This window comes from Streptomyces sp. NPDC056452 (assembly GCF_042796085.1).
In the GTDB taxonomy this organism is placed as follows: Bacteria; Actinomycetota; Actinomycetes; order Streptomycetales; family Streptomycetaceae; genus Streptomyces.
In genome coordinates this window covers 224,836-246,140 of record NZ_JBHTRI010000001.1, presented here as the reverse complement: position 1 = coordinate 246,140, position 21,305 = coordinate 224,836, and the positions used below count along the sequence as shown (strand labels likewise).

21 protein-coding genes and 1 tRNA gene are annotated in these 21,305 nt (G+C 68.7%); 12 read left to right on the top strand and 10 right to left on the bottom strand.

The features are described 5' to 3' along the window. Positions 1 to 204: 204 nt before the first annotated feature. The gene (locus tag ACFQ6X_RS01120; protein WP_383173986.1) at positions 205 to 1,572 is read right to left on the bottom strand and encodes a hypothetical protein; all 1,368 of its coding nucleotides are present in this window, start codon (positions 1,570 to 1,572) and stop codon (positions 205 to 207) included. A 73-nt stretch (positions 1,573 to 1,645) separates the two neighbouring features. Beyond that, entirely contained in the window at positions 1,646 to 2,449 is an 804-nt protein-coding gene (locus ACFQ6X_RS01115) for a DUF4097 family beta strand repeat-containing protein (RefSeq protein ID WP_383173983.1), read from the bottom strand. Positions 2,450 to 2,646: 197 nt separating this feature from the next. Between ACFQ6X_RS01115 and ACFQ6X_RS01110 the strand changes: the two genes are divergently transcribed. Beyond that, positions 2,647 to 2,721, top strand: a tRNA-Val gene (locus ACFQ6X_RS01110). Between the two features lie 265 nt (positions 2,722 to 2,986). On the opposite strand, the gene ACFQ6X_RS01105 is transcribed toward ACFQ6X_RS01110, so the two are convergent. The 4 genes from ACFQ6X_RS01105 to ACFQ6X_RS01090 all read right to left on the bottom strand — a co-directional run bounded on the left by ACFQ6X_RS01105 (position 2,987) and on the right by ACFQ6X_RS01090 (position 8,084). Continuing rightward, on the bottom strand, positions 2,987 to 3,958 hold the full coding sequence (locus tag ACFQ6X_RS01105; protein ID WP_383173980.1) for an antibiotic biosynthesis monooxygenase: 972 nt from the start codon (positions 3,956 to 3,958) through the stop codon (positions 2,987 to 2,989). Then, a complete protein-coding gene (locus tag ACFQ6X_RS01100; RefSeq protein ID WP_383173977.1) occupies positions 3,955 to 6,681 on the bottom strand; it encodes a molybdopterin-dependent oxidoreductase in 2,727 nt (908 codons plus the stop codon). The genes ACFQ6X_RS01105 and ACFQ6X_RS01100 overlap by 4 nt, the downstream gene beginning before the upstream one ends. Then, a complete protein-coding gene (locus ACFQ6X_RS01095) occupies positions 6,678 to 7,505 on the bottom strand; it encodes an FAD binding domain-containing protein (protein ID WP_383173975.1) in 828 nt (275 codons plus the stop codon). The genes ACFQ6X_RS01100 and ACFQ6X_RS01095 overlap by 4 nt, the downstream gene beginning before the upstream one ends. Positions 7,506 to 7,817: 312 nt before the next feature. Then, positions 7,818 to 8,084, bottom strand: a complete 267-nt coding sequence (locus ACFQ6X_RS01090) for a DUF6959 family protein (RefSeq protein WP_383173972.1) — start codon at positions 8,082 to 8,084, stop codon at positions 7,818 to 7,820. A gap of 455 nt (positions 8,085 to 8,539) precedes the next feature. On the opposite strand from ACFQ6X_RS01090, the gene ACFQ6X_RS01085 reads away from it, so the two are divergent. Next, positions 8,540 to 9,037, top strand: a complete 498-nt coding sequence (locus ACFQ6X_RS01085; RefSeq protein ID WP_383173969.1) for a DUF4265 domain-containing protein — start codon at positions 8,540 to 8,542, stop codon at positions 9,035 to 9,037. Positions 9,038 to 9,290: 253 nt separating this feature from the next. After that, on the top strand, positions 9,291 to 9,503 hold the full coding sequence (locus tag ACFQ6X_RS01080) for a hypothetical protein (protein WP_383173967.1): 213 nt from the start codon (positions 9,291 to 9,293) through the stop codon (positions 9,501 to 9,503). 51 nt (positions 9,504 to 9,554) lie between these two features. On the opposite strand, the gene ACFQ6X_RS01075 is transcribed toward ACFQ6X_RS01080, so the two are convergent. Beyond that, complete coding sequence (locus ACFQ6X_RS01075; RefSeq protein ID WP_383173964.1) at positions 9,555 to 9,851, bottom strand: GYD domain-containing protein; 297 nt, start codon at positions 9,849 to 9,851, stop codon at positions 9,555 to 9,557. 1,484 nt (positions 9,852 to 11,335) lie between these two features. Between ACFQ6X_RS01075 and ACFQ6X_RS01070 the strand changes: the two genes are divergently transcribed. Together ACFQ6X_RS01070 and ACFQ6X_RS01065 are read left to right on the top strand one after the other, a co-directional pair. Continuing rightward, entirely contained in the window at positions 11,336 to 12,925 is a 1,590-nt protein-coding gene (locus tag ACFQ6X_RS01070) for an ABC transporter substrate-binding protein (RefSeq protein ID WP_383173961.1), read from the top strand. A 355-nt stretch (positions 12,926 to 13,280) separates the two neighbouring features. Further along, positions 13,281 to 13,727 carry an SRPBCC family protein gene (locus ACFQ6X_RS01065; protein ID WP_383173958.1) on the top strand — a complete coding sequence of 149 codons (447 nt, stop codon included), beginning with the start codon at positions 13,281 to 13,283 and terminating at the stop codon, positions 13,725 to 13,727. A 483-nt stretch (positions 13,728 to 14,210) separates the two neighbouring features. Here ACFQ6X_RS01065 and ACFQ6X_RS01060 read toward each other — a convergent pair whose 3' ends face one another. Next, on the bottom strand, positions 14,211 to 14,636 hold the full coding sequence (locus ACFQ6X_RS01060) for a hypothetical protein (protein ID WP_383173955.1): 426 nt from the start codon (positions 14,634 to 14,636) through the stop codon (positions 14,211 to 14,213). 344 nt (positions 14,637 to 14,980) lie between these two features. Here ACFQ6X_RS01060 and ACFQ6X_RS01055 point away from each other — a divergent pair, with 344 nt between their 5' ends. After that, positions 14,981 to 16,396 carry a S8 family serine peptidase gene (locus tag ACFQ6X_RS01055; RefSeq protein WP_383173952.1) on the top strand — a complete coding sequence of 472 codons (1,416 nt, stop codon included), beginning with the start codon at positions 14,981 to 14,983 and terminating at the stop codon, positions 16,394 to 16,396. 65 nt (positions 16,397 to 16,461) lie between these two features. Further along, positions 16,462 to 17,022 carry a DinB family protein gene (locus ACFQ6X_RS01050; RefSeq protein WP_383173949.1) on the top strand — a complete coding sequence of 187 codons (561 nt, stop codon included), beginning with the start codon at positions 16,462 to 16,464 and terminating at the stop codon, positions 17,020 to 17,022. 114 nt (positions 17,023 to 17,136) lie between these two features. Here the strand turns inward: ACFQ6X_RS01050 and ACFQ6X_RS01045 are convergent, their stop codons facing one another. Together ACFQ6X_RS01045 and ACFQ6X_RS01040 are read right to left on the bottom strand one after the other, a co-directional pair. After that, positions 17,137 to 17,829 carry a hypothetical protein gene (locus ACFQ6X_RS01045; protein ID WP_383173946.1) on the bottom strand — a complete coding sequence of 231 codons (693 nt, stop codon included), beginning with the start codon at positions 17,827 to 17,829 and terminating at the stop codon, positions 17,137 to 17,139. A 4-nt stretch (positions 17,830 to 17,833) separates the two neighbouring features. Beyond that, positions 17,834 to 18,346: a DinB family protein gene (locus ACFQ6X_RS01040; RefSeq protein ID WP_383173943.1), complete on the bottom strand. Its 513-nt coding sequence runs from the start codon at positions 18,344 to 18,346 to the stop codon at positions 17,834 to 17,836. A 118-nt stretch (positions 18,347 to 18,464) separates the two neighbouring features. On the opposite strand from ACFQ6X_RS01040, the gene ACFQ6X_RS01035 reads away from it, so the two are divergent. The 5 genes from ACFQ6X_RS01035 (at position 18,465) to ACFQ6X_RS01015 (ending at position 21,279) form a co-directional block, all read left to right on the top strand. Then, positions 18,465 to 18,680: a hypothetical protein gene (locus ACFQ6X_RS01035; RefSeq protein ID WP_351173285.1), complete on the top strand. Its 216-nt coding sequence runs from the start codon at positions 18,465 to 18,467 to the stop codon at positions 18,678 to 18,680. A 5-nt stretch (positions 18,681 to 18,685) separates the two neighbouring features. Continuing rightward, the gene (locus ACFQ6X_RS01030) at positions 18,686 to 19,030 is read left to right on the top strand and encodes a hypothetical protein (protein WP_383173940.1); all 345 of its coding nucleotides are present in this window, start codon (positions 18,686 to 18,688) and stop codon (positions 19,028 to 19,030) included. A 156-nt stretch (positions 19,031 to 19,186) separates the two neighbouring features. Continuing rightward, positions 19,187 to 19,615 (top strand): hypothetical protein, encoded by a 429-nt coding sequence (locus tag ACFQ6X_RS01025; RefSeq protein WP_383173937.1) that lies wholly within the window; start codon positions 19,187 to 19,189, stop codon positions 19,613 to 19,615. Between the two features lies 1 nt (position 19,616). After that, positions 19,617 to 21,002 carry a DUF1254 domain-containing protein gene (locus ACFQ6X_RS01020; protein WP_383173935.1) on the top strand — a complete coding sequence of 462 codons (1,386 nt, stop codon included), beginning with the start codon at positions 19,617 to 19,619 and terminating at the stop codon, positions 21,000 to 21,002. 52 nt (positions 21,003 to 21,054) lie between these two features. After that, complete coding sequence (locus ACFQ6X_RS01015; RefSeq protein WP_383173932.1) at positions 21,055 to 21,279, top strand: DUF2277 domain-containing protein; 225 nt, start codon at positions 21,055 to 21,057, stop codon at positions 21,277 to 21,279. Positions 21,280 to 21,305 lie beyond the last annotated feature (26 nt).

Sequence of the window (21,305 nt, the reverse complement as noted above, 5' to 3'; positions counted from 1 at the left end):
GTGGCGGAGCTCGCCGGGCGGGTACGGACGTACGCGACGGGGCGTCGTCCCAGCCCGGGCGTACGCGACGGGGCGTCGTCCCAGCCCGGACTTACGCGACAGGGTGTCGTCCCAGCCCGGACTACGCGACGTGGACCCGACGGGGGCTCCGGGCGGGTCCACGTCGCGTAGTCCGGGCGGGTTCAGGCGGGTCCGGGCGGGTCCCTAGGCGCCGCTGCCGCGCTCCTCGCGGATCGCGGAGACCACGCGGGCCGTCGTCTGCCGTACGGCCTCGGTCTCGGTCAGGAAGTGCCAGTAGTCGGGGTGACGCCCCTCGAGCCCGGCGACGGCCCGCTCGAGCCGGGCCACGGCATCGTCCAGCGGACGGGCATGGAGCGGATCGGGGGTGTGGCGTCCGGCCATGGCGAGGCGCTGCGCGTCACGGATCGCGAACCGGGTCCGGTCGATCTCCACCTGCGGATCCTTGGCCACGGCGTCCAGACGCTGCAGCCGGTCGCCGGCGGCGGACACCGCTTCGTCGGTCGCGTTGAGCAGGGCCCGGACCGTACTCAGCCGGGCGGTCGCATCGGCCCAGCTCTGCTCGTCGCGAGCCGTAGCGGCCTCCGCCAGCTTCTCCTCCGCCTGCCGGATATTGACCGCGGCCTGGTCGGGAACGGGCTGCAGGTCCTGCCAGCAGGCCGCCGAGAAGCGCCGCCGCAGCTCGCTGAGCACCGGCTCGACCTGCCCGGCGCGCGTCGTCAGCGCCTGCGCCCGCGTACGCAGCGACACGAGCCTGCGGTCGATCTCGGCAGCACGCTCCGGAAGCCGCTCCGCCTCCGCCCGCATCGCTTCGGCATCGCGCAGCACCTGGTCGGCACGCTGAAGCGTCTCGGCCACGCCGTGCCGCCCGGCACCCTGATTCAGCTTGGTCAGTTCCGGAGCCAGAGCCGCCAGCCGTGCGGCGAGATCATCGGCACGCAGACCGGACGCCCGTACGGCGTCGAGCGCGTTGCTTGCGCCGAGGAGCGCCTGCCGGGCCCGCTCCACGGCGGGAGCGAGCCGGGCGAGCTGCGTCTCCGCACTCCCGAGCAGCGATCCGAGTCCGGCGGCGAAGCGGTCGAGCTCGCCCTTCACCCGCACCAGATCGTCCTTGGCCCGCGTCAGCTGGGTCCTGGCACCGGCCGCGGCGGCGGGCTCGAGATCGTCGCGGTCGAGGTCATGCGCGTCGACCGCGGTGATGTACCCGTGGCTGACCTCGTCGATCCGCCTGCCCAGAGCGGCGAAGTCCTCCGCCGCCTTGCGGGCACGGGACGAACTGTCGACCGCGGTGATCGTCTCGATGGAGATCTGCAGATCCCGCTGGGCGGTGTCCAGCTCGTAGAACGCGGCAGCGGCCGCGTCCTTCGCCGCCTGGGCCTCGGCCCTCTGGTTCTCACCACGCCCACCGAACCAGCGCCGTGTGCCCCCGCCCGCGAAGGTTGCCGGCAGTGCGGCGGCGATCAGGGGCACCGGGAGCAGCAACAGCACCAGGACGTCCTTGACGGCGGAACTTCCACTCGCTTTCGCCTGCGGCCGCGCGTGTGTCGCCGTCACATCCCTCTCCCGTGCCGATTCGCCCTGTCCCCGGTACATTCTCCCACCCGGTAAGGACGAACACACGGGTCCGTTAGTTCGCGCTTCGGACGGTGACTTCCCCGTTGTCGCTGCGCGCCTTCACCACATGCGGGCTGCTGTCGCTGCGCGGTACGTCCACGGAGACGTCGCCGTTGTCCGCCTGGGCGGTCACGGCGTACGTCCCGCCGCCCTTCGGGAGGTCGATGGTGATGCCCCCGTTGTCACTGATGGTGTCCACCAGGTCCGGTACCCGGGTGACCCCGAGCCTGATCGACCCGTTGTCCGAACGGGCGACCACCGACGAACCGGAGAAGTCCTCGGCCACGACAGACCCGTTGTTGCTCTGGAGCCGGAGCGGCCCGCTCGAGTCGCGTACGACGACCCCGCCGTTGTCGGAGTCGAGTACGAGCCGGGTGTCGAACCCGGACGCGGTGACCCTGCCGTTGTCCGCGTTCACGCTCAGCGCCACTCCGCGGGGCACCTTGACCCGGTGATGCGAGGCGCAGTCACTGATCATCGCTTCGCACTTCACCCTCAACGTCAGCTTGTCGCCCTCCAGCTTCCAGCTGGCATCCGGACCGTTGCCCAGCACGACCCACCCGTCGACACGTCGGGTCACCTCGACTTCCTTCACATCGGCGGGCACGAGGTCCAGCGAGGAGTTCCCGGCGTCGATGGTGAGGGTCTTCCCACTGAAGGCGAACGACTTGTGCTCGGCGGGCGCGCCTTCCACATCCGTACTGCCGCAGCCGCTGAGGGCCACGACGAGAAGAACGGTTCCACCGGCGGCCGCGACGAGCGTCCCGGTACGTGAGCGGGTGTGGGCGCGAGTACGGGTACGGGTACGGAAAGTCATGGCGATCGGATCCCCCTGAGAGCGCTGCCGGTGTGCCCCCACCGTATGTACGACGCACCGCGCGAACGATCCGGACGGCTACCCTCTCCGGGGTGGGGTTACCCCCCGCATGCCATCCCACCGACTCCCTGCCGGTCCGGCACACAACCGGATTGCCGGGCGGGGGCGTGAGCCATGTAATCTGTTCCCTCATCCACGGGTGCGTAGCTCAGGGGTAGAGCGCTGCTCTTACAAAGCAGATGTCGGCGGTTCGAAACCGTCCGCGCCCACCAGTGTAAATGCCCCCAACCGATCATGGTTGGGGGCATTTGACATCCACTTCTGACGTCAACGGGTGTGGTCACCCACGGGCGGGACCTGCCGCTTCAGCATGCGGTCCAGGTGCGAGGCGTCTCGAATCACGAACTCAAGGGTCTAGCGCGGCATCGCCACCCAGTACGACAAAACCCCGGACAGTTGCCCCGACGACCTCCTGAAGGTCGCCGACTGATTACGACGTCACACAGGCCCCAGCTCCGTGAACGGGAAGGCGGCGGGTCAGGGCAGAGTCCAGAACTGCTGTGTTACGAGGTAGAAGACGACGACCCAGAACACGGTCACCGTGGCGACGATGCCGAGGCCGAAGAGGTTGCTCCTCGCCGCCGGTTCGCCCGGTGCGGGCCGCAGCCACCGCTTGAGCAGTCGGTTGACGTAGTAGGGCATCGTGAAGAAGCTCATGATGAAGCTCGACAGCAGATTGCCCACGAGCAGCCCGAGCCAGAGCGGCCATTTCAGCGGTGACAGGGCGAGCGTCAGCAGTACGACCGTCGGGTACAGGCCGACCCAGACCGCGATGGCGGTCTTGGTTTCCGAGGGTGGCCGCGCTTCCTTGCCGTTCTCCTCGAAGGCGAACCAGCTGCCGAACGAGTTGTCGATGGTGCGCAGTTTGAAGTCGTTGAACTTCTTCCCTTCGGCGAGGACCTCCTGCCGCTTCGCCGACGTCAACCATGCGTCGAGGTGTTCGGCGTTGTCATAGCGGTACAGGGTGGTCCACTCGTCCTGAAGCCCCTCGATCGGGCGGAAGATCTCCGTGCCGCGGAACCCCTCGAACTTGCTCTCCTCCTGGCTCATGCGGCGCTGCCATTCGAGGAAGTCGTCGACCTGGCCCGGGTGGACGCGGTGGGTCACCACGACGGTCACGAGCGGGTCCGTCGGCTGCTTGCCGCCGCTGATCACCTGCTGGGTCGCGGGACCGTCGAAGTACTTCGCGCCGACGTCGAGGAGGCTCTGCCGGGTCGCGCCGTTCATCCACGCCTGCAGATGGGCCACCGAGTCGAACCGGTAGACGATGACCCACTCGGGCTGCAGGTCGGTCGGCGGGGACACCTCGGCGCCGAGGTGTCCGGCGTATTCGGCGGCAGCGGCGTTGACGCCCTCCTGCCACTTCTCGTACTCCCGCTCCATGCCGGGCCGGACCTTCCGGCTGAGGATGACCGTCGCGGCTGCGTCCGCCTTGCGTTCGGTGGTCATCGGCTCGGCCCCGTCCGCGCCGACTGGCTCTCACCCAGCCGGCTGTAGATCCGTTCCGGGGTCAGGGGCAGCTCGCGGTAGCGGACGCCCGTTGCGTCGCGGAGCGCGTTCGCCAGCGCGGGGGCCACCGGGTTGATGCAGCATTCCGCCATCCCCTTCGCCCGCATGGGCCCGACCGAGTCCGACGAGGCCACCAGGAGCAGCTCGGTGCGGGGGAGATCGGCGTAGGTGGGGAGCCGGTAGTTGCGGAGGTTCGGGTTGACCATGGCACCGTCCGCGTCTACCTGGAAGTTCTCGGTGAGCGCGAATCCGATGCCCTGGGCGACGCCGCCGTCCACCTGCCCCCGGACCTGCTCGGGGTTGATGAGCACACCGGCATCGGCCGCGTGGACACTGTGCAGGATGCGTATCTCGCCCGTCATCCGGTGGACGGCGATACGGAAGCCCTGGGTGTTGGAGGTGACGCTGCGGGGGGAGCCGTAGGCCTTGCGGGCGGCGGTGAACCGGATCCCGCGTGCCCGGGCCAGGGCGACGAGCGTGGCCAGCGGGACGCGCTCGTCCCCGCAGACGACGTGCTCGTCGTCCATGGAACACATCACGAGGTGGACGCCGCTGTGCGCGGCGGCGAACTCCAGGATGCGGTCGCGCACCGCGTTGGCCGCCTTGAGCACCGCGTTGCCCGCCACGAAGAGGCCTGCGCTCGCGAAGGCGCCGGTGTCGAATCCCGTGCGGTCGGTGTCGGACTGCACCAGACGGATCCGCGACGGGGTCGTACCCAGCTGGTTGGCCGCGATCTGCACGTGCGCGGTCGAGGTTCCCTCCCCGAATTCGACGGTGCCGACGGCCAGTTCGTACACGAGGTCGTCGCCGAGCGTGATCCAGACCTCGGAGATGTGGTCGGTCGGGGGCGCGGTCTCGTGCAGGGAGCTGGCGACGCCGACCCCGACGAGCCACCCGGGGCCGGGGGAGGGCTGATCGGCCGTACGGGCCAGGGCTCCGGCCACGAGGTCGATGCATTTGGCGAGCCCGTCCTCGTTGAACATCACGTCGTCGGGGCCGTCGTGCATCGCGACGAGCGCATCGCCGGGGCGCACGATGTTGCGGCGGCGCAGTGCGAGCGGATCCATGTGCAGAGCGAGGGCCAGCTCGTCCATCGCGCACTCCACGGCGAAGGCCGGCTGGGTCATGCCGTAGCCGCGCAGCGCGCCGCTGGGAACGGTGTTCGTGTAGACGGAGAAGGCGTCGTACTTCTTGTTGGGGCAGCGGTAGATCATGACGGCGGCGCCGCCCGCGTACAGCGTCTCGCCGCCGTGGTTGCCGTAGGCGCCCGTGTTGGAAACGTTGCGGACCTGGATGGCCGTGAGTGTGCCGTCGGCCTTCGCTCCGAGCTTGACCGTCAGCTTCATCGGGTGCCGGGGCGAGGCGGTGGTGAACTCCTCCTCGCGTGTGTACTCGAGGCAGACGGGCCGCCGGGTGTCCAGGGTCGCGAGCGCGACCAGGTCCTCCGAGATGACCTCCTGCTTGCCGCCGAAACCACCGCCTACGCGCTTGCAGAACACGCGGAGCTGGTCCGGGCGCAGCGCGAACAGGTAGGCCAGTTTGACCTTCGCGATCGACGGGGACTGCGAACTCGTACGGACGTTCAGCCGGCCGTCCTCCATCCAGGCGATCGAGCCGTGGGTCTCCAGGTGCGCGTGCTGCACGCGCGGTGAGACGTACGTGCCCTCGTGGATCACGTCGGCCCCGGCGAAGCCCGCGTCGACATCGCCGATGTGCGAATGGGTCTCCAGGAGCAGGTTGTGGACGGAATCGCGGACGAACGGGTCCTCCGAGCCGTGCAGTTGGGGCGCCCCCTCGGCCATGGCCTCCTCGGGGCAGAAGACCGCCGGCAGGACCTCGTACTCGACGGCCAGCTTCCGGCAGCCTTCCTCCGCCGCCCCGACCGTGTCGGCGAGGACGACGGCGACGCGCTGGCCGACGAAGCGGACCGTGTCGTCGAGGATGTAGGTGTCGTCAGGATCGACCAAGTGGTCGGTGTGGATCGCGGTGGTGAAGCGTTTGCGCGGCACGTCCTGCCAGGTGTAGACGCGGTGCACGCCGGGGACCGCGAGCGCGGCGGTCTTGTCGATCGAGAGGATCCGGGCGTGCGCGTGGGGCGAGTGCAGCACTTTGAGGTGCAGCATGCCCTCCATGCGGGTGTCCATCGTGAACTCGGCCCGACCGGTGACCACGTCCTCGGCCGCCGGCGCGCCGACGCTCGCTCCGACGGCCTTGCCCGGCGCGGCCGTCTGCACGGCGGCCTTGCCGTTCACGGCGTCCTCGATCGACCGGTAGCCGGTGCAACGACACAAATTGCCCTTCAACGCCCGTGGCAGGTCCGCCTTCTGGGCGTCGCTGAACGCAGCCGAGGTCATGATCATCCCGGCGGTGCAGAAACCGCATTGGAACCCCGGGGCATCGCGGAATTGCCGCTGCACCGGATGCAGGTCGCCGGGTGTGCCGAGACCCTCGATGGTGGTCACCTCACGGCCGTTCGCCCGGAAGGCGGGGGTGATGCAGCTGTGCACCGGAGTGCCGTCCAGCCACACCGTGCACGCGCCGCAGTCGCCCGCGTCGCACCCCTTCTTGACTCCGAAGTGACCGAGTGCGCGCAGGAAGGTGCGCAGGCACTGGCCGGGGGCCGGTTCTTCGTCGAAGCTCCGTTCGTTCACCCGGTAGGTCATGCCGGGCCCCCGGCGATGAGTTCGCCGCGGATTTCCTCGGCGAAGTGCTGTGTCAGGTGGCGACGGTGATCGGGGGTCCCGTTGGGGTCGGCGAACCAGACGTCCGCGGGGATGGCGTCGATGCTCTGCCGCAGGGTGTGAGCATCGGGCACGGAGTCGAAGGCGAACCGTATCGGCCGCGTGGTGCCGGCGGTGACGGTGAGCAGTAGATCGCTCGTTCCAGGAGTGTGCGTACCGATGAGGAACACGGTCGAGCGGCCGAGGTGGGTCAGTGTGAATCGGCGGTGCGCGGCGCGTTTGCGCAGGGCATGCGCCGGAATGTCGATGCGGCGCAGGATCTCTCCGGGCGCGAGTACGTTGCGGTTGTTCCCGGTCACGAAATCGAGCGCGTCGACGGTGCGCACGGACCCGTCGCGGGCCCACAGCTCGTACCGGGCCTCCAGCGCGACCGTCAGCGTGACCATGGGGCCGGCGGGCAGGGACATGCAGATGTTTCCGCCGACGGTCGCCGCGTTCCAGACCTTGAACGAGGACAGGAACGCCTCGCACGCCGTCCGGATGAGGCCGGCCGCGACCCAGTCGTTCGGCGGCGCGAAGGCGTACAGGTCGCGAATGGTGCACGTGGCACCGATCTCCAGGCCGGCGTCGCTCGGGACGAGAGGGTCCCAGTGCAGCGAGGTCAGGTCGACCAGGCGGCGCAGGCTCGGCTGTTCGACGGAGAACAGCCATGTGCCACCCGCGAGCCAGGCGTCTCCTTCGCGCCAGTCCACACCCGGCCGGTCGGCCGGGAGGCGGACGACTTCGGTGATGGTGTTGAGGTCCATGGGAATTGTTCTCCCTCACGAGGACGATCGTGAACTGCTCGAGGGAGGCCGACCCGGCGCGGAGATTCCTTTCCAGCGTACCGAGAACGGGCCGGCCCCGCTCGGCCAGGGCCGGCCCGGCGCGCATCGGCTGCCAGGGCCTGTGTTGAGTCCGTGCGGGAAGCCCCAGAGCGCCCGCTCACCTTCGGGTGCGCCCGCAACCGGCGACTCTTTGGCTGTAGCCTTCTGACCGCCACAGCCAAGGGTTTTCACAGGTCAAACGGCCTACGGGGTACCCAGGCGCCATAGATTCCCAAGCTCAGAGCCTGGCGATCAGTACGGCCGCGGGATCTTGTGGGTATCGAGTGCAGCGGTGTAGCGCGCCTGCAGGGCATCGAGGTCGGCCAGCAGAAAGCCGGCAGTTTCCCGCGCCCCGGCGAGGTCGCCCTGGTCGCAGGCCTCAACGACTTCGGCAACTTCCCTGCGGATGATGGAGAGAGAGTCGCCCTGAATCAAGACGCCGGGGAACCGGCGGGGTGGCAGGCGCACCACAGCGTTGTTCCCACCGCCCGTGAACGGCTGAGCTTCGACGTGCTCCATGAAGGCATCCAAATCTGACATCACCGTCTGACATCAACGACGGCGTACAGCAGCAGCATCGGGCGGTTGTCCCCAGCGCCATCGCTGAGAGGGTGGCTCCATGTGACGGCCGTCCGGCCGAACTTGCAAAGCAGATGTCGGCGGTTCGAAACCGTCAGCGCCCACCAGCAGCAAGCACGACGAAGGCCCAGGTCACCGGTACAGAACCGGGAACCTGGGCCTTGTTCGTTCCTCAGCCGCGGGGGCGAGGCGTCGTGCCAGTCGCGTGCCAGAAGCATCGCCGGGATCTGCCGGCCGGACCCTTCCGATCTGGTCGTCGACGTGCGCGGCGATCGCGGGGTCACGGTCGTTCATCAGGTGCTGATGGTGGGGCGGTCGCGCAGTGCAGGTAGTCGGACGGACTACGAAGTCGGTGGGGTTCCCCACCTCGGAACGGCCTACGCGAGGATGCTGAAATGAACATCGACAGCCCCGCATCCTCCAACCACTGCCATGTGGCACTCCGCGCTGGCTTTGCCAGTTCCGGGAAGCCAGTGTTCGAGTCGCTTCCTGCCAGGGCTGTCGGTTCCGGCAGCTATGAACTGACGGGTAGCCCCGGCATGGTCGAGGGTTGCGCGGCCGGGGACTTGCTGAAGATCGACGCCGATGGTCTGTTCCAGGTTGAGCGACGAGGCCCGAACCTTTGCATCCAAGCATTCGGCCAGCCGCCCTTCGACGCCGAGTCGCTGGAATCCCTGACTAGCGCCTTCGTTCCCCTGGGCGGCCTGGTGGAGGCGCCCGACGACCGGCGGTTCATCGTCGTGACGGTGCCGGCCGCTGCCGGATTCCCCGCGGTCGAGGCCGCGATGGGAATGTGGGCAGCAGGCGTGAGCGTGCTGGTCGAGTGGGGCTTCAGCAACGTGTTCGGACCGGACGGAGAGCTGCTGAACTGGTGGCAAGCGACCGAGGCGTGACCGGTGTGGTGGCTGTGCCGGGGCTGCATGCAGTGGATGACATCAGCAGCCGACACCAACAGGCGCGTACGTCGGCGGTCGGAGCCGAACACGAGCGGACGATCAGCCGAGACTCAGCACGGTTGACCGGCGTCACCGAAACCCCGTGTTCGGCCTGACAAGGATGAGGCCACAGCACAAGGCCCATCGTCGGCCACGACCGAGACCTCAGCGGCTACGATCTCGCCCACACCAATGGGGAGGGAAGATCGTCGTGGCTATGGGACTCGCGGGACTGCCTGGCAGAGAGTGGATGATCCGGGACTCGAAGGGCCGGAAGTACAGCTACGACTCGGAAGAAGAAGCGTTCGAGGAGCTCCCCGAGCACGGGGGAGGGGCTTCGGTGTGGACCCGCGAGGTCTACCGTGTGCTGTTCGTCACCAGGTCGGTCGACGGCTGGCAGCAGGTTCTCACCCCGCGCGGCTAGCGCGCCCCTGGGGTGCCCGGTGCAGGGGTAACGAGTGGGGACCGTGGGTCGTCAGCCGGCCGCCTTGGCGAGGATGCGCTCCATCTCCTCCGGGTCGAAGGCCCGCAGACTCGTGGAACGGACATTGCCCACCCCGCCGAGTTGCAGGAGTGCTGCCGTGGCGGTTTCGTCGTCGGGTGCCTCGACGATGGCCACGAGGTCGTACGGACCGACGGTCCAGTAGATGCTCAGGAGTTTCGCGCCGAGCTTCTGCACCGCTGACCCGAAGGCCTCGGAGCGCTTTGCGGTGTCCTTGTAGTTCCGGATCCCTTGATCGGTCCAGCTCAGCAACGTGACGTACGTTGGCATGTTCTTCCACCTTCACCAGGAGACACATCGTGAGGCCAAGCGTGAACATTTGAGCTTGAACCTGCACGAAATGCGCATCCGAACGAGCAATGCGAGCGACCACAGGCACCGTGCTCACGGCCGGAGTGCCGCTTGAGCGTGCGATTCATATGGCTCACTCCCCCGCGCCGGGTGTCCGGGACGACGGGGGCGTAGATATTCGTCGTGACGGCGATCTGGCTGCGCCCGAGGATCTCCGTCATGGCGAGGGGAGCGACCTCGGTAGCGGTCAGTCGCGCTCGTCGGCTTCTGGGCTATCTACCGCGCAACGCAGCTACGGATCAGGTGAGGCCCACGAGAGCGATGGTGCGCGGTCGGCTCTGGCAGGTCGTCTGCTGGCCATCGACGAAGCCCGACCGTCGGTTAGGTCCCGGACGATTCTCCGGGCCGCCCCCAGACAGGCCGGGGATGCAACCATTCACTCCAGAGCTGGAACCCCCGGAAGCCGACCGCGCGCTTGAGACTCTAAAGGCCGGCACTGACAACGGTCTTGTAGGTGATTGGCGTTGAGCGGTGAGTGTCCAAATGCGTGACGGCTCCGACGAATAGCGGCGGACGAGCGCGAACGCCTGCGGACCATCAGGCGCAGGTGAGAGCACGCCAGCCCAAGGGGAGTCCCCACCCAAGTCGCTTCGGGCGAAGTGGTCGAGTGGCTGAGCACCCCCGGGGGCTTCGCCCCTCTCTCGGGACGACTTGGCCGTCAGCGAAGCACTGGTTCGTCAGCACCCTCCACTCAACGGGGTCGATCTCGCCGCCCTGGTAGACGATCCGATCCGGCCGCTGGCCTTCCCCACCACGAACGGAGTTTTTCCGCGCAGGCAGTCGCCCCGGCCGCCGTGTACACCCGTCCAAGTGGGAGCCAAGCTCAGATGGTCCTCAAGACTTGCCGCTTTGGGTTCCACAGGCGGGGGACCGGCTGCCATGTTGATCTCCACGCGGAACACGATCGTGTGTCGCGGGCTACTGCCACCAGGCAGCGAAGGAGACGCAGATGTTCGGATTGTTGGGGCCTGGAGACGTCATCGGTGTAGTCGTCGCGGTCGTCGTTGCCATCGCAGGTGTCGCCACAGTGGCTGGCAGATGGTTCAGGACTCGGGCGCGGTAGATCGAGGCTCGGCGGCCACCGATGTCGGTTGCACCGCGCACGCTGCGCAAGCGGTGGCCGAACGGAACCACGACGCGGGCCACCCCTCCAGCCGACCGGCCGCACCCCTGCGGTCGCCTCCGACGCCGCCCCCGCGCCACCGGCAGTCGAAGATCAGCTGGCCAAGGCGCTGGGGGCAGACGAGGGGCTTCCCCCTCACCCTTATGATCAGGGCAAAGGTGCTCACCTCCCCGGTCCGGATTTGCGGAGCCTCCGCATGCCTGGAGGGGACCGCGGACCGAGGCTAGGAGCAGCGACTACTGCCCCCCGCGCGGCCGCCAGAAAAACAAGAGGCAGTTCTGTGAACGTACTCAAACGGCGGACAATCGCTCCCATCGGGGCCGGTCTCGCGGTGGCTCTGCTGGGCGGCTGCGGCACCCAGACGGACGGAGGCGCCGCCGAACACGGCGACTCGGTCGTCGTGGGCATGTCGGACGACGTCCTGTCCGCGGACCCGGCTTCGGGCTACGACCCGGGGTCCTGGCTGCTGTTCAACAATGTCTTCCAGTCGCTGCTCAGCTTTCCCCGAGGTGGCTCGATACCCGAGCCGGAAGCGGCGAAGTCCTGCGCGTTCGAGGACGGCAACAAGGTCTACCGGTGCACGCTCCGTGACGGCCTGACCTTCAGCAACGGCAACAGCCTCACCTCCGAGGACGTCAAGTACTCCTTCGAGCGGGCGATCAGGATCGACGACCCCGCCGGCCCCGCGCCGCTGCTCTCCACCATCGGGAAGATCACCGCTCCGGACCCGCGTACGGTCGTCTTCCGGCTCAAGGTTCCCGACGCCACCTTCCCCAGCAAGATCGCCTCGGGCGCCGGCTCCATCGTGGACCACAGCGAGTACCCGGCGAACAGCCTCCGCGAGGACGGCAAGGCCGTCGGCTCCGGGCCCTACACACTGAAGTCCCTCGACAAGTCGCAGGCCGTCTTCTCGGTCAACTCCCGCTACGAGGGCACAGCGCGGGTGAAGAACTCAGGCATCACCCTCAAGTTGTTCCGGGGCGACCAGAAGAAGCTGGCCTCGGCGCTGCAGAAGGGTGACGTCGACGTCGCCTACCGTGGTCTGGCCGCGCAGGACATTGCCCAGCTGGAGGAATCCAGCGCCGCGGCCGACAAGGGCATCGACATCGTCGAAGGCACCAGCGCGGAAGTGCAGCACCTGGTCTTCAACATGAAGGACCCGGTGGTCGGGAAGCTCCCCGTGCGCAAGGCCATCGCGTACCTGGTGAATCGTGATGCCCTCGTCAGCGAGGTCTACCACTCCACGGCCACCCCGCTGTACTCGATCGTCCCGGCCGGTATCACCGCCCACAACACCGCGTTCTTCGACAAGTACGGCGGGAGCCCGCAGCCGGCCAAGGCCGAGCAGGTGCTGCGCTCCGCGGGCATCACCGACAAGGTGAAGCTCACGCTGTGGTCCACGCCGACCCGTTACGGCCCCGCCACCGACAACGAGTTCCGGGCGATCGCCAAGCAGCTCAACGCGAGCGGACTGTTCGACGCGCAGGTCAAGTCCCTCCCCATCAAGCAGTACGAGGAGCGGATCGCGGCCGGCGAGCTCGGGGTCTACGTGAAGGGCTGGGTCCCGGACTACCCCGACCCCGACAACTTCACCCAGCCGTTCTTCGGCAAGGACAACGTCCTGCAGAACGGCTACGAGAACAACGACATCACAGGCCGGATCATCCCCGAAACCTCCGCCCAGGCCGACCGGGGCGCCACCCAGAACGCCTTCGACGAGCTCCAGGACACGGTGGCGAAGGACCTGCCGATCCTGCCGCTGTGGCAGGGCAAGCAGTACGCGGTGGCGTACGACAACGTCTCCGGTCTGGAATGGACCCTGGACGCGTCGACCGTCTTCCGCTTCTGGGAGATCAGCAAGTTCTCGTAGAGCCGTGTCAGCTTGATCAAGCTTGGTCTTCCGCTGAGAACACCTTGAAGCCACCGCTCCGGTTGCCATGTGGCCGTGACGTGTTGGGTGTCCTTCAGGAACTGCGACAAAGGCCCAGGCCCCCGGTATCGAACCGCGAGCCTGGGCCTTCCTCGTTTCCCTTCGATTCCGTCGGCCGAGGGGACCGGCCCCGTCCGCCTGTGGAGTGAGAGAGGGCACGTCGACCCACCCGTCTGGACCTGTCGGACTGTGCATGTGGTGCGGTCGCACGAGGCTGGAGGCCAAGCCCATGGGCGGCCGGACGTGACCGGCGGCGCCTTCCATGTCCGCAGCCTCCAGAAGGAGCGTGATCAGCGTGGCCCGGAACCGCCGTCTGATCCTGAGCTCGCCGTCCGAGGTATGGCGCCTGCTGTCCGACGGCCACCGCTACGGGGAGTGGGTGACAGGAACCCAGCAGGTCCTTGCCGTGGACCCGCAGTGGCCAGAGGTAGGAGCCCGGCTGAATGTCCGGGTCGGCGCCGGCGCCCTGAACCTCGACGACACCTGCGTCGTCCGCATCTGTGAGCCCCAGCACCGCCTGGAACTGGAAGCGAAGGCTGAACCCTTCGGTGCGGCCCGCATCGCCATGACCTTGATTCCCTGGGGCGAGAACACTCTCCTCACCCTCGACTGGCATCCCCTCCGGGGCCCCGGCACCCGGATGCACGGACTCCCCGTGGACTACCTCGTTGCGGTCCGCAACGGAATGATGCTGACGAAGCTCGCCCGGATCGCGACGCGCGAACATGACGGAAGTGCGTGAGGCACCTTCACCCGAGAGGGACGAGCGCTCGTCCGATCCGCAAGGAACGGGGTCGACCAGTGCCCCGCGCTCCCTTGCATCGCCATCGGAGGACTACACCGACGGTGCGGCGATGAGCGCTGTGCGCGTCGGGGCTCCCAGGTAGGAGCACACTGATCGTATGGCCCTACCCGAAACGCATCATTGCTCGGCATGCTCGGACAGCGCCGCGCAGGACTCAGTCCTTCACGAAGACCTCGTCGTCGGAGCGCCTCTGTCCATGGAGGATCTCACCGACGCGCAGCGCCACGACCGGTTCGCTCTCAAGTACGCCCACGACGGTTGCCAGGTCAGAGAGGTACGGCGAGTTCCGCACGACAGTTTGAGCGGCTACGCCTGGTCAGTCCGCTTCACCGAGAGTTCCTGATGGGTTGATCACCGGGCAGCGCAGGGACGTTGCCCGAGAGGAAGCAGCCGAACCGACGGCACCATCGGGTGCGCAGGTCACTCGTCCCAGTCCAGCGTGTACTGGCCGGTGGTGCTGTCGCGGATGGCGTTGCAGCGGCGGGGCGCCAGAGACCACTCCGATTCCGCCCATCCTGCGATCGCCGGAGCGAGAGCCACCTCTGCGTAGTCGGCCTCGACGATCTCCAGCGCTCGGACTGCGATCAGGATGCAAGGGCTGCTCTCGACGAGTTCTATGGCGCCGGAGACTTTGCCCAGACCGACCTGCAGCGAGGCAACTTCGGACTCGGTGAGTGTCAGCCGACTCCCGTAGTAGGCGTTGTGGACCTCGGAAGCGTCCAGCCAGACCCGGTTGCTGACGGAGGTGCCGTCGGCCGGCAAGGCAGACAGCCTGATGGCCTCGGCTGCGATCCCGAGAAACAGTCCGAAGCCACCCTTCTGCACCTTGTAGCGATGGGTTCGCATATGACCTCTCTCAATCTGGGGCGGGGCCGTGCGGCGAACCCTCGCCGTCACCCGCATTTCAGGGACGGACCCGATGGTCCGCCCACGTGAGAACCCATCGAGTCATGACACTGCGGCGCCTCATCGACGCGCACACGTAGCCCTGCCTCCAGTTCATCGAGGCGCCCAGCTCTGCTCCGCAGGGCGCGCCTCCGACGGCGGCGTCCGACCCGAGGCAGGCCGATCGTCCTCTCGACCCGCCCACGTCCGTCCGGGTGAGGATATGGCCGAGTGCGCTGACTGCGGGTACCCATGCCCATGCCCGGCATCCACCTGCCTGGGGCCGACTCGAGGAAGGCCGTCCGGTGAACCGTCGTCGTCCATTTGCCGCAGTTGTGGGTGCTGCTGTCCTGGCACTGCTGAGCCTTGCCGGCACGGCGGCTTCCGACGCGACGGCTGCCGAGGAGGACCGTGGCTACATCGTCGTACTCAAGGACTCGGTGCGAAGCCCGTCCGTGGTTGCCGGCCAGCAGCTGAAAAGGGTCGGTGGGACCCGCACCGCCGTGTACACGCGCGCCGTCAAGGGATATGCGGCCACCATGACGCCGACCCAGGCCACCGCCCTGGCCGGGGACCCGCAGGTACGTTTCGTCTCCCCGCAGCGCACCTACAGGGCTTCCCCGCCCCGGCTGCCGGCGCCCAGCCCCGACTGTCGGCCCTCGCCTTCCGACCGGCAGTGCCAGCCGGTGTTCGTGGACCGGATCCACGCCGACCGCTCCTCCACCCGGTCCGGCGACGGTTCGGGATCGGTCGACGTCAATGTGGCGGTCCTCGATGACGGAATCGCCGCCGACGTGCCCGATCTCAACGTCCGCGGCGGGGTGGACTGCCTGAGCGGGAGCCCGGTGGTGCCGGGCCTCAGCCTGGTGGGTGCCGGCGGACACGGCACCCTGGTCGCCGGCATCATCGGCGCACGTGACGACGAGCAGGGCCTGGTCGGCGTTTCGCCCGGCACGCCGCTGTGGGCAGTCAGAGTGGCGACCGACGACGAGGGCCTCATCACGGACGCAGCCCTCATGTGCGGATTCGACTGGTTGCTTGCCACACGCAGCGATGCTGACCCCGGCAACGACATCGCCGTCGCCAACATGAGTTTCGGGAGCATCCAGCCCTTCCCCCCTGCGGATGTGGACGACCGTCGGTGCGGGACGTCCAACCAGGACGCCATTCACCTGGCCGTCTGCAATCTGACGGCCGCCGGCGTCACAGCCGTGGCTTCGGCGGGCAACGACGCCAACGACCTGGCGCTCAGTGGACCTGCGGCATACGACGAGGTCATCGCCGTGACGGCGATGGCCGACTTCGACGGGAAGCCGGGCGCCAAGGTCGCCCCCGTGTGCTACGGGCGGGACTACGGCCTCTACGGATACGTGGACGACCAAACGAGCCTGGAGTTCAGCAACTTCGCCCGCTCGGCCACCGACCGCCGTCACACGCTCGCCGCCCCCGGCGTCTGCGTGGAGAGCAACTCCCCCCTTCCCGCCCACCACGCCGTCGGTGACGGCACCAGCTTTGCCGCACCCGCTGTCTCCGGAGTGCTCGCCCTGTGTATCCACACCCACCGGTGCGGAGAATCCACTCCCGTCCGCAACCTGAGGACCCTCGTCCACGACGCCCTCGCCTACAACCGGAAACACCCGCAGTACGGCTACTTCGGCGACCCCCGGCGCCCGTTGCCCCAGCGGTACTACGGAGCCCTCATCGCGGCAGACCGCTACTGAAACGGCCGCCAGCCCGGGCAGTAAAGAGGTAGCGGCCCCGGGTTCTCGCGGACGAGCATGGGCGCATGAATGACCAACCCGCACGATGGACCCAGGCAACCACCTACCCCGACATGTGGGCCGACCCGGACGAGGATCCCCGCAACAGCGAAGGTGCCGGTTCGGAGGGCGAGCTTGCGACGCTGCAGGACTTCCTGGCGGACTACCGCCTGACCCTGCGGATGAAGTGCGAGGGACTGGACGCGGAGCAGCTGGCCCGGCGGTCGGTTCCGCCGTCGACCATGTCGCTGCTCGGGCTGCTCCGCCACCTCGTCGAGGTGGAACGGGACTGGCAGAACTGGATCGGTGACGGTGATCCGCTGCCGAAGCTGTACGGGGTGAGGGACGCCGACTTCGACGGAGCTGTCGCCGACCAGGCCGTGGTCGACGCTGCGTACTCCGATCTGGAGCGTGAACAGGCCGCGACCGATGCCGCGCTGGCCCGGCACCCTGATCTGGGCGAGCGCCTGGGGAAGGACGGGATCGCCGTACGGGAGCTGATGGTGCACAGGATCGAGGAGTACGCCCGTCACTGCGGGCACGCCGATCTGTTGCGCGAGTGCGTCGACGGCCGGGTGGGCCAGTGATGGGGGCGGTGGGCGCCGCTTGTTGTCCTGCGGCCTGAGGCAGCACGCCCACGGATCATGTCAACGGCGTTGTTCGGTATGGCGGTTGGGTGATCGTCCGCGGTGGCGGGGGCCTCATCCCCCGGCTTCCGCCGCAAGCCACTTCTGCCGGACATGGATCGTGTTGGGCACCTCGGGGCGCTCGAGCAGCCAGAGCACATAGCCTGCGTGCCGCCTCGCCCACGGAGTGTCGGACCGGGCCGCCGTCTCCAGCCGGCGGCGCAGATCCTCGGTGTCGACGGCTCGGGCCACGCGCACGTACTCGCGGTCCTTGCAGCGGTAGGGCCTCCGTACGACGGTCTCGACCAGGTCGGTGAGCTTCGTCCGGACCGTGTCGCCGTGGCCGGGGACCGCCACGGCGCGCAGGAGCAACTGCTTCGTGCCCCACTTCTTGGCATGCCTGGTCCACTCCTGCGGGAACCTTGCCTCCCACTCCAGGAAGAGCAGTGCGTACGGCAGGCCCGGCCATGTCCTGATGTCTCCGGGCGGGCGGTTCCACAGGGCGTCGGGCAGCGCGTGCCTCCCGGCCTCGCGGTACGCCTCGTGGGCGCGCAGGAAGGCCGGATCCTGCCACAGGTCCTTGCCCGCCGGCGGCAGGTTCAGCGACCACAGTTCGTTGTACCGGCCCAGGGCCGCCCGCACGATTCCCCGGGCATCGGCGAGGGAGTCCAGCGCCGCAGCCCGTTCGGCCGGGTCCTCCGCCGTCAGCCCGAACGCCCAGCCCAGTCGTGCGTCCCAGGCATCGGCGTCATCAGTGGCTGTGTCCATGGTGTCAGTAGTGTCCGGTCTCTCCGTCGAGGAGCTCGCGGATCGTGTCGAGGTGGCCGACGTGGCGGGCCGTCTCCTCGATCATGTGGAACAGGATCCAGCGCAGTGATGCCGAACCGGCCTCGTACGCGCGGTTCCGGCCGATGTCGTCCGGCGCGTGCGCGGCGATGATCTCGTTGGATGCGGCGCACTGGCGGTCGTACTCGGCGAGGAGCTGGGGGAGCGGGATGCCCTCGGCCGTGAAGTCGGCGTCCTCGACCCCCGAGAACTGGGGGTTGCCCGCTGCCGGGTGGTCCAGGAACAGCACCTGGAACCAGCAGTGCTCCGCCCAGCGCAGATGCGAGACGATCCCGGCCACGGTCATCAAGGGGGACTCGGGGAGGACGGACCGGCGGGCGTCCCCGTCCGAGAGGCCCTCGCACTTCCACTGGACGATCGAACGCTGGAGGTCGAGCCAGCCCACGAGCTGGCCGCGTTCGTCCGCGGTGAAATCAGGGCGGGTACGAGGACGTGGCATGGGCGCGAGGCTAGCCGGGGCGGGGGACCGGGCGCACCGGGTTTTCACGGCGGACGAACGCAGCCGCTGAAGTGCCTCCCGGGATGCGGTCCGGCGGGGGGCGGGGGACCGTGGAGGCATGTCCGGACATCCACCTGTGATCGTGTATCCGCCCTCGCCGACCGGCGGGCGGCGGGTGACCGTGCGGGGGCAGATCGTCGGGCTGGCGCACGGGCGCGGGGATGTGGCCTCCTTTCTGCGGCAGGCCGGACTCGCCGTGGGGGTGGAGGAGATCGACCTGGACCAACCCGAGCTGATCGAGTGGCGAGGCGGAGACCTCGATACCTGGAGGTGAGCCCCATGAAGTTTCGTGGAGCGCGCCGGGCCGAGGCGTCCCTCGAACCTCCTCCCGGGTATTACGGCGCGGGCGGGGCGGCGCCCGACGTCATACAGCGGGGGCTGATCCTCGACTGGGTGGTGAGCCAGCGGATCGCCGGCGGCTGGCGTGTGGAGTCCCGGTCGGGGACTCAGGCCGTCCTCCTGCGCGGGCAGCCGGTCAACCATGTGCTGCACGCCTTTCTGACGGTCTTCTCCTGCTTCGTGTGGGGCGCCGTATGGATCGCTCTCGCGCTGACGAACAAGGTCGAGCGGGTCGCAGTCACCGTCGACGCCCAGGGGCATGTCGTGAGCGTCGGCGGCCCCTGAGCGCGGACTCCGCACGGGCGCAGGGCCGGGACCGCACCGCGGCGTGGCCCTCACCCGAACAGATGCGTCCGGGTAGTCGCGGGCGGTCGTGTCACGCAGCGTCGGATCTGCCCGCGGCCGCGCCGGCGGGGGCATCCGACGACCGAAGGAGTTCCCATGGCCCAGTCAGCACCCGCACCGGGCACCTCCCCGAGCCCCGGATCCGGCAGCGCGTGGGCGTCCGGGGGCGTGCTGTTCGCCGGTGTCCTGCTGCTCGTCGACGGTGTCCTGGCCGTGATCAAGGGGATCGCGGGCATCGCGTCCGACGACGTGTACGCCCGCATCAACGACTACACATTCAAGTTCAACGTGACGTCCTGGGGCTGGATCCACCTGGTCCTCGGCATCGTCCTCGTCATCGTCGGCGTGGGCATCCTGAAGGGCGCGCTCTGGGCCCGCGGCGTGGGCGTCGGGCTGGCCGCGCTCAGCCTGATCGCCAACTTCATGTGGCTGCCGTACCAGCCGGTGTGGGCGATCGTCTCGATCGCCATCGACGCCTTCGTGATCTGGGCCCTGTGCACGGACCGGACGAAGGCGGCCTTCTGACGTGAGTGCCGGGCGCGGTGGCCGGGAGCGGGACGGTACGGCTGCCCTGGCCGCCGAGGCGTACGTCTACGGCTTCCCGCTGGTCCGTGCCCTGTCGGCGGTCGAAGCGTGCCTGCAGGAAGGCTTCGGGGTACTGGCGCCGACACCCTTCAACACCTTCGCCCACGCCGCCCGGCCCGCCGTTCCCGCCGACAATGTCGCGAACGCGGCGGTCGACACCGTCGACGCGATCGCGCAGCTCGACCTGTCCGGCGGCCCGGTCAGACTTCATGTGCCGGACACCGGCGGCGCTTACTACGTGCTGCAGTTCGTGGACGCGTGGAGCGGCACCTTCGCCTACGTCGGGCGGCGGGCGACCGGTACGGGCGAGGGCGACTGGCTGATCGTGCCGCCCGGCTGGTCCGGCACCGTCCCCGACGTGGTGACGGGGGTGATCGACGCGCCCACCTCCGTCGTCTCCCTCGTCGGCCGCATCGCCTGCGACGGGCCCGACGACATGCCCCGTGTCCGGGCGCTCCAGCAGGAGCTCACCCTCACGCACCTGGGAGCCCACGCCCACCGGACCGGTCTGCCCGCGCCCGACTCCGACGTACCCGAGGCCCTTCGGTTCTTCGAACGGCTCCGCGTGTGGATGGCCGACTTCCCGCCCGCCGCCGCCGACCGCGCCTACCAGGACCGGTTCCAGTCCCTGGGGCTCCTGGAGGAGGGCGTCTCGCCGTACGTGTCGGCCGGGCCCGGTCTCCTGCGGGCACTGACACAGGGGCTCGCGTTGGGCAGGGCGCGGGTGGCGGAGGCGTGCCGTTACCAGGACGACGCCCGGGAGGGCGCGGACACGGCGCCGGGTGCGTGGGAGATGAACCCCCACCTCTTCGACCACAACCTCGACCACTTCGGCGTCGGCACGATCAGCTCGCCGGAGTGGAGGATCCCGGAGCGCGAGGCGTCGTACCTGGTCAGGGCGGTGGCGGCACGGCAGGCGCTCTGGGGGCCGCACGGGTACGAAGCGGTGTGCGCGCACACCCGCAGCGACTCCCGGGGACGCCTGCTCAGCGGGGCCCACAGCTATGCGCTGCGCATGGGCCGGCCGCCTCCCGTCGAGGGGTTCTGGTCCGTGACCGTGTACGAGGTCCCGGGCGACCACCTGGTCGAGAATCCGGCGGAACGGTACGCGATCGGTGACCGTACCCCCGGTGTCGTGTACGCGGCCGACGGGTCGCTGACGCTGTACCTGTCCCGGCAGCGGCCGACGGACCCCGGCCAGGCTGCGAACTGGCTGCCCGCGCCCGCCGGTGACTTCCGGGCCGTGATGCGGCTCCACGCCCCTGAGCAGGCCGTTCTCGACGGGAGCTATCTGATCCCGGCCATCGGGCGGCTCGACGACCGGTAGGCGGCGGGCCTTCGTCGGTGCCGCTGTCGGTGCCGCGGTACACACTGGAGACATGTGCCGCAGTATCAAGACGCTTCGTCCGCCAGCCATCCCCGAAGAGGCCACCGAGGAGGAGATGGCAGCCGCCGCCCTGCAGTACGTACGCAAGGTGTCGGGCTTCCGTGCGCCCGCCGCGCACAACCAGGAGGTCTTCGACCGTGCCGTCGCCGAGATCGCGGAGGCGACCCACCGGCTGCTCGACGGCCTGGAGATCCGGGGCAGCGCCGCCCGGGTGTGAGCCCGGAGCCACGACAACCTGACCGT

What these genes read in the sequence shown, in the direction of transcription:
- ACFQ6X_RS01040 (WP_383173943.1), bottom strand. Translation starts at nt 18,346, where the DNA reads ATGCCACGTCCTCGTACCCGCCCTGATTTCACCGCGGACGAACGCGGC.
- ACFQ6X_RS01100 (WP_383173977.1), bottom strand. Translation starts at nt 6,681, where the DNA reads ATGACCTACCGGGTGAACGAACGGAGCTTCGACGAAGAACCGGCCCCC.
- ACFQ6X_RS01050 (WP_383173949.1), top strand. Translation starts at nt 16,462, where the DNA reads ATGAATGACCAACCCGCACGATGGACCCAGGCAACCACCTACCCCGAC.
- ACFQ6X_RS01090 (WP_383173972.1), bottom strand. Translation starts at nt 8,084, where the DNA reads ATGGAGCACGTCGAAGCTCAGCCGTTCACGGGCGGTGGGAACAACGCT.
- ACFQ6X_RS01075 (WP_383173964.1), bottom strand. Translation starts at nt 9,851, where the DNA reads ATGCCAACGTACGTCACGTTGCTGAGCTGGACCGATCAAGGGATCCGG.
- ACFQ6X_RS01060 (WP_383173955.1), bottom strand. Translation starts at nt 14,636, where the DNA reads ATGCGAACCCATCGCTACAAGGTGCAGAAGGGTGGCTTCGGACTGTTT.
- ACFQ6X_RS01045 (WP_383173946.1), bottom strand. Translation starts at nt 17,829, where the DNA reads ATGGACACAGCCACTGATGACGCCGATGCCTGGGACGCACGACTGGGC.
- ACFQ6X_RS01085 (WP_383173969.1), top strand. Translation starts at nt 8,540, where the DNA reads ATGAACATCGACAGCCCCGCATCCTCCAACCACTGCCATGTGGCACTC.
- ACFQ6X_RS01105 (WP_383173980.1), bottom strand. Translation starts at nt 3,958, where the DNA reads ATGACCACCGAACGCAAGGCGGACGCAGCCGCGACGGTCATCCTCAGC.
- ACFQ6X_RS01035 (WP_351173285.1), top strand. Translation starts at nt 18,465, where the DNA reads ATGTCCGGACATCCACCTGTGATCGTGTATCCGCCCTCGCCGACCGGC.
- ACFQ6X_RS01095 (WP_383173975.1), bottom strand. Translation starts at nt 7,505, where the DNA reads ATGGACCTCAACACCATCACCGAAGTCGTCCGCCTCCCGGCCGACCGG.
- ACFQ6X_RS01025 (WP_383173937.1), top strand. Translation starts at nt 19,187, where the DNA reads ATGGCCCAGTCAGCACCCGCACCGGGCACCTCCCCGAGCCCCGGATCC.
- ACFQ6X_RS01030 (WP_383173940.1), top strand. Translation starts at nt 18,686, where the DNA reads ATGAAGTTTCGTGGAGCGCGCCGGGCCGAGGCGTCCCTCGAACCTCCT.
- ACFQ6X_RS01115 (WP_383173983.1), bottom strand. Translation starts at nt 2,449, where the DNA reads ATGACTTTCCGTACCCGTACCCGTACTCGCGCCCACACCCGCTCACGT.
- ACFQ6X_RS01015 (WP_383173932.1), top strand. Translation starts at nt 21,055, where the DNA reads ATGTGCCGCAGTATCAAGACGCTTCGTCCGCCAGCCATCCCCGAAGAG.